We start from the raw sequence: 13,202 nt of genomic DNA, 5'->3' as shown, positions 1-13,202 counted from the left end.
AGATGATGAGTAATTTCCGTTTTCTTTTATTCGTATGGGCGCTGATGCCGGGCGTTTCGTTCGGGCAGCATGCGGTGGCCACTTACCGGATGCCTATCGACGACCGGGGAATCCTTATTTCGCCGAGCGAGCCCGGCGAGCGGTATTACGAATCGGACGGTCGGGGTATGCGCGAACCCAATATCTACAAGGTCGGGGACACCTATTACCTGTTTTACGATGGGGCCGCTACGCACGAGGGACATCAGCCGGGCGATACGGATGCGGAGAATCACCTGTGGCGTACCCACCTGGCCAAAAGCAAGGATCTGAAAAACTGGGAACGGCTGGGGCCGAAACTCAAATGCGGCGTCGACGACGATCCGCAAGGCGCCGAAAAGGGCTACAAGGACTTTTGGAGCGCATCGAGCGCATGGCTCTATTACGACCGGGACACGAAGTATTGGTACGCCTACTACCTGGGGGCGGACGGAGCCGCCCCGATCGGGGACGACGTAGGGACGCCGGCCGTCTATTATTCGAGTTGTCTGGCGAAAGCCGAAACCAAAGGCCCGAAAGGAATCGAAGGCGAATGGAAACAAATCAACCGGGAACCGGGGAAAGAGAAATCGGTGCTTTTCTACAAAGGCACTAACGGCTCTTTCCCGCAGGGGATCACCGTTCCGGGCCCCGTGATCGTAAACCCGAAATGGCAGGGCAAAAAAGATACGGTCAACCTGAAATACATGATGTTCGCGACCTGCGGGGCCAACATTGCGATTGTCCGTTCGAACGACCTCGAAGCAGTGCAGGATTGGGACGGCGATCCGAATCCGCAAGGATGGCGGGTCGACAAGCCGATACTGGGACCCCTGATCGAGATCCCGGGCGGATTCGCCGGCGTGCCGGCGAGCTGGGAAAGGATTCCCAACGACCGTCAGAACAAGACGGCCCCCGAAAATGCGAATTACTATTTCGACCCCGTTTCGGGTTACCATTTTCTGTTCACCAACCAATTCAACCAGCAGTACAACGCGACCGATTGCAACGTCGTGTACTGGACGAAAGACGTCGATCACTGGGATGACCGCAACAGTACCGTAGTCGTGGATGCGAAGTGCACCAAAGACGGATGGGCGACCGGAGCGATCGGTTTCCCTTCGGTGCTCAGGGTCGACGACGAAACCCTACTGCTGGTTTACGACGCCATCAAAGGAAATTCGATCGGGCATACGCCCCGGCACATCGGATACGGATACTGGAAAATACCGAAGTTCGACGAAACGGGCAAACCGGTTTCCGCAGTACTGAATAAATAGAAATACGAAGAATGATATGAAGACGACGAATGATCCGATATTCATAAAGGAAGCGATAAAAACCAGTTCCGACATGTGGTTTCTGGGCTGGTGCGAAGCCAACGGCGGCAATATCAGTCAGCGTCTGGAACCCGACAAGATGGCGGGCCTACCACTCGCGGTCAAATCGGACTGGACCCCGGCGCGCGTTTCGCTGCCGAACCTGGCCGGCGAAAAATTCATGTTTTCGGGGACTACCCGTTTTTTGAGGAATATCAGCATCGCTCCCGAAAAAAACCTGGGCGTGATCGAAATGGATTCCAAGGGGGAGAACTACCGGGTACTGTGGGGATTCGAACCGGAAGGACGGCCCACCAGCGAACTGCCAGCCCACTTGAAATCGCACAGCGTAGCCAAAGAGGTCTCGGAGGGAGCGGATCACGTCGTGATCCATACTCACACGCCGAACCTGATCGCGCTCACTTACCTGCATGAGCTGACGACCCCGTTGCTCAGCAAACTGCTTTGGCAGTCGCATGTGGAGTGCGTCGTCGGATTTCCGCAGGGCATCGAATTCATCCCGTGGATGATGGCCGGCGGCGACGAAATCGCCGACGCTACGGCCGCAGCCTTCCGCAAACGGTCGATGGCCATGTGGCAGCATCACGGGGTATTCGCCCGGGGACGCAACCTGGACGCGGCGTTCGGCCTGATCCACATGGCCGACAAGGCGGCGGGTATCTACCTGAAGGCAATGGCCGCCGGCGGTATGCGCTGCGCGCCGTCTACGGATGTGGTGTGCCGGATCGCCGCCAATTTCCATGTAACTCCCGCCCCCGATTGCATCGATGCCGATACGTCGGCGTTAATGATACGCCGGGATTAAAACGATCACGAAAACGACGAGCCGACATGAAAGCGTTTTTTACCATATTGCTGCTGGGGTGCTTGAGCACGGGCCTTGCGGGAGGGAAAACGGTTCCTGTTATCGACAACGAACCGGTGGGCGAGGTTAACCGGCTGTGGGACCTCGCCCTGTTGAGTCGGGTTCCGCAAGTCGAGTGGCTGGACGATGCGCCCGGCGACGGGGTGCGTTCGTTGCTGTTGCGCAGCGTCGATTATCAGGGCAAACCGACCCGGGTTTTCGCTTATTACTCCGACCCCGATTTACTAGCGAACCGCCCGCACGGGAAAAAGAAGTATGCGGGCGTCGTACTGCTTCACGGAGGCGCCGGATGGGCTTTCCGACAATGGGTCGAAAAATGGGCGGCCGAAGGGTATGCCGCCATTGCGATCGATCTGTGCGGCAACGGGCCGGAGATCCGGCCGCTGCCCGACGGAGGGCCGAATCTCGGCGACGACGAAGCCGTATTCATGCAGGCAGAAAACGGAGACATGAAACGTTCGTGGACTTATCACGCCGTCTCGTCCGCAATTCTGGCGCACTCGCTGCTACTTTCCATGAAACAGGTGGACGCGGACAAGACGTGCCTGACGGGCATCAGTTGGGGCGGTTACCTGACCTGTATCGTCGCCGCGCTCGATAACCGCTTCAAAGCCGCGGCGCCGGTGTACGGATGCGGATACATGGACGAACTGAAATTCTTCGACTACGGCATGGGCAAGCTGTCGGCCGACGGAAAAGCACGGTGGATGCGCGATCTGGACCCGTCCGTGTATCTCCCGTACGTCGGCATCCCGATGCTGATGGTCAACGGAAACACCGATACCGCTTTCGATGTGCCCCAGTACCAGAAAAGCTGCCGCCTGATTCCGCAGCGTTTCCGCGAAGTTTGCATCCGTCCCGGTATGCGGCACGGACATTACGAAGGGTGGGAACCGGCCGAAATCCGGTGTTTTTTCGAAAGCGCGGTCGGCGATGGATATCCGCCGATCCGGATAACGGACGTAAGCCTGGACGACAGTCTGCGGGTTTCGTTCCGCACAGGCATATTTCCCTATTCGGCCGAGTTTTACTATACGAACGATACGCTGTCGGACAACGCGCACCGGGTATGGCACACGGTCGGGGGGACGTTGAACCGCGAAAAGGGGACTTTCACGGCACCGCTGCCGCAGGAAGGGTTCCGGTTCGGATTCGTAACGCTGAAAGACGTCCGGTTGATGTCCGTTTCGACGGAGTTCATTAGCCCCGAATGATTTGAAATTTTAAAATACGACATATGAAATACATCATTGTCTTGGGCGACGGCATGGCCGACGAGCCGATCGAAGCCCTGGAAAACAAAACTCCGCTGCAAGCGGTTTCCAAACCGGCCATCGATTGGGTGGCGGCGCACGGTCGCAGCGGAATGCTCGCTACGGTTCCTGCCGGATTCGCTCCGGGCAGCGAAATCGCCAATTTGTCGGTACTCGGCTACGACGTTCCGAAAGTTTTCGAGGGACGCGGCTCGCTGGAAGCCGCCAGTATGGGAGTCAAGATCGAAGACGGGGAGATGGCCATGCGCTGCAACCTGATTACGATCGAGGACGGAAAAATCAAAAACCATTCGGCCGGACACATCTCGAATGCGGAAGCCGCCGAACTGATCGCCTTCCTGCAAAAAGAACTCGGCGGCGAGGACGTCAACTTCTTTCCGGGAGTTTCATATCGGCACCTGCTGAAAATCAAGGGAGGAAGCAAACGCATCGTTACGACGCCTCCGCACGACGTGCCGGGCACTCCTTACAAAGACGTTTTGGTCAGGGCCGCCGACACCGACGGAGAGCCGACCGCTCGGCAGTTGAACGAACTGATCGAACGTTCGATGACATTGCTGGAAAACCATCCGGTCAACCTGGCCCGCAAAGCGGCCGGAAAAGATCCGGCGAACAGCATCTGGCCATGGTCGCCGGGCTATCGCCCGCAGATGCAGACGCTGATGCAGCGTTACGGAATCGGCAGCGGCGTAGTGATTTCGGCGGTAGACCTGATTAAAGGAATCGGCGTCTATGCCGGCCTCGAATCGATCGATGTCGAAGGCGCTACGGGGCTTTACAATACGAATTACGAGGGGAAAGCGCAAGCTGCCATCGAAGCGCTCCGCACGCACGATTTCGTATTTTTGCACATCGAAGCCAGCGACGAAGCGGGGCACGAGGGCGATGTCGCGCTGAAGATGAAAACGATCGAATACCTCGACCGGCGCATCGTCAAACCGATCCTCGACGCCGTTTCGACCTGGGACGAGCCGGTTTCGATCGCCATCCTGCCGGATCACCCGACTCCGTGCGCGCTCCGCACCCACACGTCGAAACCGATCCCGTTCACGATCTACCGGACGAACGAACCGGGCGACGAGGTGCAGGCGTTCGACGAATTCGCAGCCCGGAAAGGCAGTTATGGCGACCTTTCGGGCGATCAGTTCATGGAACGATTCATTTTAAGAAAATAGTACGAAAAGCGGCCAGCGGGCCGTCGGTAAAAGCAAAAAAACGATGAAATATTACAGCACGAACCATACGGCGCCGGAAGTTACGCTCGGCGAAGCGGTCGTCCGAGGCCTGGCTCCCGACAAGGGACTCTACATGCCCGAACGAATTGAAAAACTGCCCCGTTCGTTTTACGATGGAATCGCATCCATGTCGTTCCACGAGATCGCCTGCCGTGTAGCGGAGGCGTTTTTCGGAGACGACATCGAGCATGAAACGCTGCGAAAGATCGTCTGCGATACGTTGAGTTTCGAAACGCCGGTCGTCCGGGTCGAACCTGGAATTTATTCGCTCGAACTGTTTCACGGGCCGACTCTGGCATTCAAAGACGTCGGAGCCCGTTTCATGGCCCGAATGCTGTCCCACTTTATCGGTCGCGACAACGGTCGGGTGAGCGTGCTGGTCGCCACGTCGGGCGATACCGGCAGCGCCGTGGCCAACGGTTTCCTCGGCGTGGAGGGCATCGACGTCGTGGTGCTCTACCCGAAAGGCAAGGTCAGCGAGATCCAGGAAAAACAGTTTACGACGCTCGGCCGGAACATTACGGCCCTTGAGATCGACGGCACGTTCGACGACTGCCAACGGCTGGTCAAAAGCGCTTTCCTCGATCGGGAACTGAACGAACGTTTCCGGCTGACTTCGGCCAATTCGATCAACGTAGCCCGCTTCCTGCCGCAGGCATTCTACTACTTCAACGCTTACGCGCAGATGCGCAGGGCAGGGGAGAACGGGGAGATCGTAGTCAGCGTTCCGAGCGGTAATTTCGGCAACATCACGGCCGGCCTGTTCGCCAAACGGATGGGGTTGCCGGTAAAACGTTTCATCGCGGCCAACAACAGCAACGACATTTTCCTGCAATACCTGATTACGGGCGTTTACACGCCGCGGCCGTCGGTCGCTACGCTGGCCAATGCGATGGACGTGGGCGATCCGAGTAATTTCGTGCGCGTGCTGGATCTGTACGGCCAGTCGATCGACGCGATCCGGGCCGACATCAGCGGCGCACGGTACAGCGACGACCGGATCCGTTCGATCCTGGCCGACACGCTGAAACGAACCGGATACCTGCTCGACCCGCACGGAGCCTGCGGTTATCAGGCATTGAAAGAGGGACTGCAAGCGGGCGAAACGGGCGTCTTCCTCGAAACGGCGCATCCGGCCAAATTCAAAGATACGGTAGAGCCGATCATCGGGCAGCCTGTTGCCGTTCCGCAGCGGCTGGCCGAATTCATGAAAGGGCAGAAACTATCGGTAAGACTTCCGTCCGACTTCGATACGTTCAAACGATTTTTATCGGACAGGCAATAACGAAACATACTTCGAAAACGGGCGGCACTTTACAAAAGGGGCCGCCCGTTTTGCGGGAAAACTTCCCGATTCGGCCATATAAAAGCAGAGACGACCCCAAAGGGGATCGTCTCTGTTCGTAATAAGGAAGCGCGCTTAGGCTTCCATCTTGCCGTGGCAGTGTTTGTATTTCTTCCCGCTGCCGCAGGGGCACGGATCGTTTCGTCCCACCTTCTTCTCGACATGCACGGGAGCAGGCTTGCTTTTCTCCCTGGAACCGGCGGCTGCGGCCGCCTCGTTCCGCGAGGTCTGCAACTGAGACAGATCCGTTTTGGGCTGCGGCATTTGCTGCTTGGTCACGTCCGGATTTTCCTTGACGGGAACGAAAGCTTTGAACAACGTCGAAAGAATTTCGCGATTCCCTTTTTCCAGCATCTTGCTGAACAAGTTGTAAGACTCGAACTTGTAGATCAACAACGGGTCTTTCTGCTCGTACGAAGCATTCCGGACGCTCTGGCGCAGATCGTCCATTTCGCGTAGGTGCTCTTTCCAGTCTTCGTCGATGATGACCAGCATGATCACCTTGCTGAAATGCTTGAATACCTCCTTGCCTTCGCTGTCATAAGCTTTTTTAAGGTCTACCGGCACATTGAACACACGACGTCCGTCGGACACCGGAACGTAGATATTCTCGTACTGAGCGGCGTTCTTTTCGTACACGTTCTTGATAACCGGATAGGTAGTCGCCGCAATGCTCGCCATGCGACGGGCATAGGCGTCCTGGAAATCCTTAACGACCATACCGGCCAACACCTCGCGCTTTTTCTTGGCCTCTTCGAACTCGTTCTCGTTGAACGAAGGCTGCACGGCCACCTGGCGGATCATCTCGAACTTGAAGTCCTCGTATTCGCCGTCGCCGTACGTCTCGACGAAACTTTCGGCGAAATCGACCATGATGTTGTTCAGATCGACCTCGATCCGCTCGCCGTAAACGGCATGGCGGCGGCGGGTATAAATCACTTCGCGCTGGGCGTTCATCACATCATCGTATTCGAGCAGGTGCTTACGGATACCGAAGTTGTTCTCCTCTACCTTACGTTGCGCGCGTTCGATCGCCCGCGACATCATACCGGCTTGGATCACTTCGCCTTCCTTCAATCCCATTCTGTCCATCAGTCCGGCGATCCGTTCCGAACCGAACAGCCGCATCAGGTTATCTTCCAGCGATACGAAGAACAGCGACGAACCGGGGTCTCCCTGACGTCCGGCACGTCCGCGCAACTGACGGTCGACCCGGCGTGACTCGTGCCGTTCGGTACCGATGATTGCCAGACCGCCGGCGGCCTTCACTTCGTCGGTCAGCTTGATGTCGGTACCGCGACCGGCCATGTTGGTGGCGATGGTCACCTGTCCTTTGCGTCCGGCTTCGGCCACAACCTGCGCCTCAAGCTGGTGCTGCTTGGCATTTAGAACATTGTGCTTGATCCCGCGCAGTTTCAGCATACGGCTCAGCAACTCGGAAATCTCGACCGAAGTAGTGCCTACCAGCACCGGACGTCCGGCCTCGACCAATTTGGCTATCTCTTCGATAACGGCGGCATATTTCTCCCGCTTGGTTTTATAGATTACGTCGTCCTTGTCGTCGCGGATCACCGGACGGTTGGTCGGAATGACGATGACATCCAGCTTGTAGATATTCCAGAGTTCGCTGGCTTCGGTTTCGGCCGTACCGGTCATACCGGCCAACTTGTGGTACATACGGAAATAATTCTGCAACGTAACGGTCGCGAACGTCTGCGTGGCAGCTTCGACCTTCACGCGCTCTTTCGCTTCGATAGCTTGGTGCAGCCCGTCCGAATAACGGCGGCCTTCCATGATACGCCCCGTCTGTTCGTCGACGATCTTCACCTTGTTGTCGATCACCACGTATTCGACATCCTTTTCGAACATGCTGTAAGCCTTCAACAACTGACTGACCGTATGAAGACGTTCCGAACGGATCGCATAGTCGTTCAGCACCTCGTCCTTTTTCGCCGCCTTTTCTTCGGGGCTCATATCGCTTTTCTCGATGTCGGCGACGATGGAACCCATATCGGGCAGCACGAAGAATTTCTCCTCGTTGACGCTTTTCGACAGCACTTCCTGCCCCTTATCCTGCAGCTCGACCGAATTGAGTTTTTCGTCGATCACGAAAAACAAGTCGTCGACGATTTCCGGCATACGCCGGTTATTATCCTGCATGTAAATATTTTCAGTCTTCTGCATCAGCGCCTTGATACCGTGTTCGCTGAGGTATTTGATCAGCGGCTTGTACTTCGGCAGCGCTTTATGGGCCCGGTAAAGCAGAATACCCCCTTCTTCGGTTTTACCCTCCGCAATCAGCTTCTTCGCATCGGCGACGAGCTGAGTCACCTGATTCCGTTGCAGATTGAACAGGTTCTCGACCGCCCCGCGGTATTGCTCGAACATCTGGTCGTCTCCTTTGGGAACCGGCCCAGAAATGATCAGCGGCGTCCGCGCATCGTCGATCAACACCGAGTCGACCTCATCGACGATCGCATAGTGGTGCTTGCGCTGCACCAGGTCGTCCGGCGAGAACGCCATGTTGTCGCGCAGGTAGTCGAAACCGAACTCGTTGTTCGTCCCGAACGTAATATCGGACATATAAGCCTTGCGGCGCGCTTTCGAATTGGGCTGATGTCGGTCGATGCAATCCACCGACAATCCGTGGAACTGATACAGCGGCCCCATCCATTCGGAGTCGCGGCGCGCCAGGTAATCGTTGACGGTCACCACGTGCACGCCCTTCCCGGCCAGCGCGTTCAAGAACACGGGCAGCGTCGCCACCAGCGTCTTACCTTCGCCGGTCGCCATTTCGGCGATATTTCCTTTATGCAGCACGACGCCGCCGAAAAGCTGGCAATCGTAATGCACCATATCCCACACGATCTTGTTCCCTCCGGCTACCCACGAATTGCTGTAAACGGCCTTGTCGCCGTCGATCCGGATGAAATCCTTGCCGGCGGCGGCCAGCTCCCGGTCGAAATCGGTCGCCGTCACGACGATCTCCTCGTTCTCTTTGAACCGGCGGGCGGTCTCCTTCATGATGGAGAAAGCCTCCGGCATGATTTCGTCGAGTTTCTCCTCGATCTTGCGGTCGATCTCTTCGGTCAGCGTATCGATCTGCTTCGAGATGCGCTCCTTGTCGTCCAAAGAGGTGTCCAGGTTCTCAAGCTGCACTTTCAGTTCGGCGATCTGCTGTTCCTCTGCGCTGATATATTCGGCGATGGCGGCTTTCAGGCCGGCGCTTCTCGCTCGCAATTCATCGACGGTAAGTTGTTCGATGGACGGATATATCGCTTTGATCTTGTCTACATAGGGTTGAATCGCCTTGCGGTCTTTCTCGCTCTTCGTTCCGAAAAACAATTTAATTAATCCGGTTACTACACTCATATTCCTTTCTTATTGATTAAGACGTTGAAAAATAACGCGTAAATTTAATGTTTTTTATTGAGAACACAGCACGATTCTCCCGATATTACAGTACGCGCAACGTTTTTTCTCGCAATATTCCCGGGTCAGTTCGAGCAACCCCTGCGAGAAAAAAGCGTTGTCGGCGGCGACGCCGTGCGTTTTCCACTCCCTGACGATCCGGATATGGTTTTCTGCGCGGATCTCCTCCAGAATCCCGATCGCCCTCTCTTTCAGCTCTTCGTTTCCGGTGATTTTGCCGTATGCGAAAATCATCGGGACGACCAGATTGATGCCGAGGTTATCCAGCATCATATCGCCGAACCGTTTCACACTGCGTCCCGAAGGCTGCCCGAAACAGTAATGAGTCGTCCAGTATTCCGAAGCGGAGGCCGAAAAGACCTGCCGGATGTCGCGCTGCGTTTTGCAATTGACCAAACGGGAGAAAAAAAACTCGCCGGAAACCAGCAGCGCGGCCAGTTCGGCAATACGCAACACCGGTTTCTGATCGGGACGTCCCGAGCGGAGGTTCCATGCGTTGCGGTGCATCGGAACGATCCCGAAACGCCGGCTCAGATGTTTGAATTCGTATCGCAGTTTATCGGAATAGTCGTCCGAAGGCTCCGCCTCCAGCAATCCGGCCGCACCCAACAACAGGGCTTCGGCCGACGCGACGGACTCCCGCACCCGACAGATTTGCGTAAAAGATACCGTTCGCGCCAGTCGCTCATAGGATTCGCGGTTGGACCCGGCCCCGACCGCCCTGAACAGCGAAACGTAAAACGCTTCGTTCCAGTTGTTATCCGCCTGCCGGTAACGTTGCAGAAACTCGTCGTATTTACGCTCGAGACGCTCGCAGGTCAATTCCGTAAGCAGGTTGTACCGCTTTACCTCCGGCATTCCGGCCAACAAGGCGCCGCACCTGTATGAACCGCTTTCGCCAAGCAACCGTTCGTAGCGTTCGGCCAGTTCCCGCGGGAAAACGATCGCCGCGTTGGGAATCACCGAACCGTCGGCGCGACAGATAACTGCGTCGTCGTGAACGACCAGGTTCAACACGCAGTGATCGTAACCGGGGTCTTCGTGATGGGCATGCTTATACCAGTCCGAAGCGTATTCATGGATCGCTGCGGGACCACGATAAACCGTTCCGTCCAATTCGAACCGAACGTCCAGCAACTCCATCCCTTCGCCGGGATTGGCCCTGCCGTGCCCGATGACGCCGAACGCAGGCCCCCCGACGCCGGTGTAGAGCTGCCTGCACCAGACCAATCGGATCAGTTCTTCGATTTTGCCTGCGGACGATGCCATAACGCCGGTTTACATTAAGCCCAGATCGAGCAGGGTTTCTTCCGACATCATGCTACGATCCCAAGGCGGATCGAACGTCAGAATGACGTTGACGGAAGTGATTCCTTCCACTTTGGCGACATTTTCATTGACCTCTTCGAGCAACTGATCCGCCATCGGACAGTTCGGAGCCGTCAGCGTCATTCGGATATTAGCCGTTCCGTCCGGCTCGACGTCGATTTCGTAAACCAGCCCCAAGTCGTAAATGTTGACCGGGATTTCCGGATCGTAAATATTTTTCAGCGTCAGAACGATATCCTGTTCCATCCGCATGATATCCTGAGGTGTCGTCATAACGGTTGACTTACATTTTGCTTTTGTACGCCAGCGCGTACAGTTTCATCTGCTTTATCATCGCCAGCAACCCGTTCGCCCGGGTAGGGGACAGGTTCTCGCGCAACCCGATCCGGTCGATGAAATAAAGATCCGCGTCGATGATCTCATCCGGCGTCCGGCCGTTCATCACCCGGATCAGCAGCGCGATGATCCCTTTGGTAATGATCGCGTCGCTGTCGGCGGTGAAATAGATCCGTCCGTCGTCTTTCAACTCGGCGTCGACCCACACCCTGGATTGACATCCTTTTATCAGATACTGTTCGACCCGGTGCTTCTCGTCGATCGCCGGCAGCTCCCGACTCAATTCGATCAGGTACTCGTATTTGTCGAGCCACTCGTCGAATACGGAAAACTCTTCAACGATCTCGTCCTGCATTTCGTTAATCGTCATCTCTTCAAACTATTTAACAACTTCTTCGAGCACTTTTCCCGTTACGGCGTCCGGAAGCGGGATTTGCATGATGCGTGCCAGGGTAGGCGCGACGTCGGACAACTCCACATCCCGTTCCACAGCCGCCGCCGGAACGCCGCTACCCAGAAACAGCAACGGAATGTGCGTATCGTATTCATAAAGCGATCCGGACAACGATACGGCGTGCTCGCGCTGTTCGATCCAGCCCGGCATCAAGTTGATCACAACGTCGCCCGACCGCTTCGGGTAGAAACTGTTCTGAATTTTTTCGCCGTATCCTCTCCCGAACGCGCCGCTCTGCAGATCGGTCGAGGTCAGCGCGCCGGATACGCCCCGGAACTGCAGGGCGAACGCTGCCGCGCGCGCCTGGACTTCCGCCAGATTGAATCCGTACTTATAGATCATTTCTCGATTCAGGTACAACTGCCTGCTGCTGTATCCGAGAATCCAGTTGCCCGGTTCGTACTGAGCGCTGAGGAAACCGTTCATGATCAGCTTGAACTGATCGACGTTGAACTGTCCCCCGGGGATCCGGCTCTGCTCCCGGTAAGTATTGCTGCTCCCGTGGTCGGAAGTGAGCACCAGCACGACCTCTCCCGGCTTGAACTGCGCCTGTACGAAGCCCGTCAGCTCGCCGATTTCCCGGTCGAGCTTGTAATACATATCCTCCACTTCGATGGACTGCGGTCCGAAATACTCGCATATCAACCGGGGCGAATCGTAGCAAACGGTCAGCAGATCGGTATGGTCGTCCTTGCCCAGTTCTTCCAGGATGATCGCTTCGCGCGCGAAATCGGTCACCAACATGTTGCCGAACGGCGTATAGAGCAGCGAGGCCAGATCGTACTTTTCGGGTTCTTTTTTAAATATCTTCAAGATGCTGCGGAAGAAATTCTTGAAACCGGACGGCCGGGCGCTGAAATTGAGCACGGTCGTATCGGTATTCTTATATGCGGCGAACGATTTGTCGGGCACCCACTCCCGGTCGAGCAGGCTCGACGCGAAACGTTTTTCGTTGTATTTCTTGACCCAGAAAGGCAGGTTCTCGAAATAATAGCTGCTCGACACCCATTGCCCCTTTCCCGGATCGAGCCAGAAAGCGCTCCCGGTCGAACCGCCGCTGATTACGGCCGAATAAGGATCTTCGGCAACGGCCACGACTTTCGATTTCGGATCGCTTTCATGCAGGCGGTCTCCCAACGTGGCGGCAGTCAGGTTCAACGGAGAAAAGCGGTTTTCGCCCTCTTCGCAATCCAATCCCTTCACTTTGTCGTCCGCAATCAGGTTAATGCTGTCGTTGGTCGTATAGTTGTACCAACTTTCCGACGCGACTCCGTGCCCGGCCGGATTGGTGCCCGTCGAAAGCGTGGCGAGTCCGGCGACCGTATTGGTCTGCATGTAATTGCAACGGGCATTGGTGAAGTTGACCCCGCTGTCGAGGTAGGTGCGGAAGCCGTTTTCCGAGAAATTATCGCGGAAACGTTCCAGGTATTCGTACCGCATCTGGCTGATAACGATATTGATCACTAATTTGGGTTTTCCGACGCTCTGGGCGGCGGCACCGGTATGAACCAACAGGATCAGGCAGGCGGGAATAAAAAATCGGTTTAATTTCATCTCCGGAAAATCGTTTAGAC

General features: G+C 56.2%; 10 protein-coding genes. 5 read left to right on the top strand and 5 right to left on the bottom strand.

The window, feature by feature from the left end:
- The first annotated feature begins 2 nt into the window (after nt 1-2).
- Genes C1A08_RS10040 through thrC form a run of 5 tightly spaced genes read left to right on the top strand, consistent with a single transcriptional unit; the run spans nt 3 to nt 6,017 of the window.
- The gene (locus C1A08_RS10040; RefSeq protein ID WP_101573206.1) at nt 3-1,298 is read left to right on the top strand and encodes a hypothetical protein; all 1,296 of its coding nucleotides are present in this window, start codon (nt 3-5) and stop codon (nt 1,296-1,298) included.
- A 16-nt stretch (nt 1,299-1,314) separates the two neighbouring features.
- Entirely contained in the window at nt 1,315-2,163 is an 849-nt protein-coding gene (rhaD, locus tag C1A08_RS10035) for a rhamnulose-1-phosphate aldolase (protein WP_101573204.1), read from the top strand.
- A 26-nt stretch (nt 2,164-2,189) separates the two neighbouring features.
- A complete protein-coding gene (locus C1A08_RS10030; RefSeq protein ID WP_101573202.1) occupies nt 2,190-3,437 on the top strand; it encodes an alpha/beta hydrolase family protein in 1,248 nt (415 codons plus the stop codon).
- A gap of 23 nt (nt 3,438-3,460) precedes the next feature.
- The gene (locus C1A08_RS10025) at nt 3,461-4,672 is read left to right on the top strand and encodes a cofactor-independent phosphoglycerate mutase (RefSeq protein WP_101573200.1); all 1,212 of its coding nucleotides are present in this window, start codon (nt 3,461-3,463) and stop codon (nt 4,670-4,672) included.
- Nucleotides 4,673-4,715: 43 nt separating this feature from the next.
- Nucleotides 4,716-6,017 (top strand): threonine synthase, encoded by a 1,302-nt coding sequence (gene thrC, locus C1A08_RS10020; protein WP_101573198.1) that lies wholly within the window; start codon nt 4,716-4,718, stop codon nt 6,015-6,017.
- 135 nt (nt 6,018-6,152) lie between these two features.
- Here thrC and secA read toward each other — a convergent pair whose 3' ends face one another.
- The 5 genes from secA to C1A08_RS09995 are packed head-to-tail and all read right to left on the bottom strand — an operon-like array spanning nt 6,153 to nt 13,182.
- A complete protein-coding gene (secA, locus tag C1A08_RS10015; protein WP_055206305.1) occupies nt 6,153-9,449 on the bottom strand; it encodes a preprotein translocase subunit SecA in 3,297 nt (1,098 codons plus the stop codon).
- Nucleotides 9,450-9,503: 54 nt separating this feature from the next.
- Nucleotides 9,504-10,778, bottom strand: a complete 1,275-nt coding sequence (locus C1A08_RS10010) for a DUF2851 family protein (RefSeq protein ID WP_101573196.1) — start codon at nt 10,776-10,778, stop codon at nt 9,504-9,506.
- A gap of 9 nt (nt 10,779-10,787) precedes the next feature.
- On the bottom strand, nt 10,788-11,111 hold the full coding sequence (locus C1A08_RS10005; protein ID WP_055206301.1) for an iron-sulfur cluster assembly protein: 324 nt from the start codon (nt 11,109-11,111) through the stop codon (nt 10,788-10,790).
- Between the two features lie 10 nt (nt 11,112-11,121).
- Entirely contained in the window at nt 11,122-11,544 is a 423-nt protein-coding gene (locus C1A08_RS10000) for a SufE family protein (RefSeq protein WP_101573194.1), read from the bottom strand.
- A 9-nt stretch (nt 11,545-11,553) separates the two neighbouring features.
- The gene (locus C1A08_RS09995) at nt 11,554-13,182 is read right to left on the bottom strand and encodes an alkaline phosphatase family protein (protein WP_101573192.1); all 1,629 of its coding nucleotides are present in this window, start codon (nt 13,180-13,182) and stop codon (nt 11,554-11,556) included.
- Between the last annotated feature and the right edge of the window lie 20 nt (nt 13,183-13,202).

The organism is Alistipes sp. cv1, assembly GCF_900240235.1.
GTDB classification, from domain to species: Bacteria; Bacteroidota; Bacteroidia; order Bacteroidales; family Rikenellaceae; genus Alistipes_A; species Alistipes_A hominis.
Note: the sequence above shows the minus strand (reverse complement) of the source record. Positions and strands in the feature narration are given on the sequence as shown.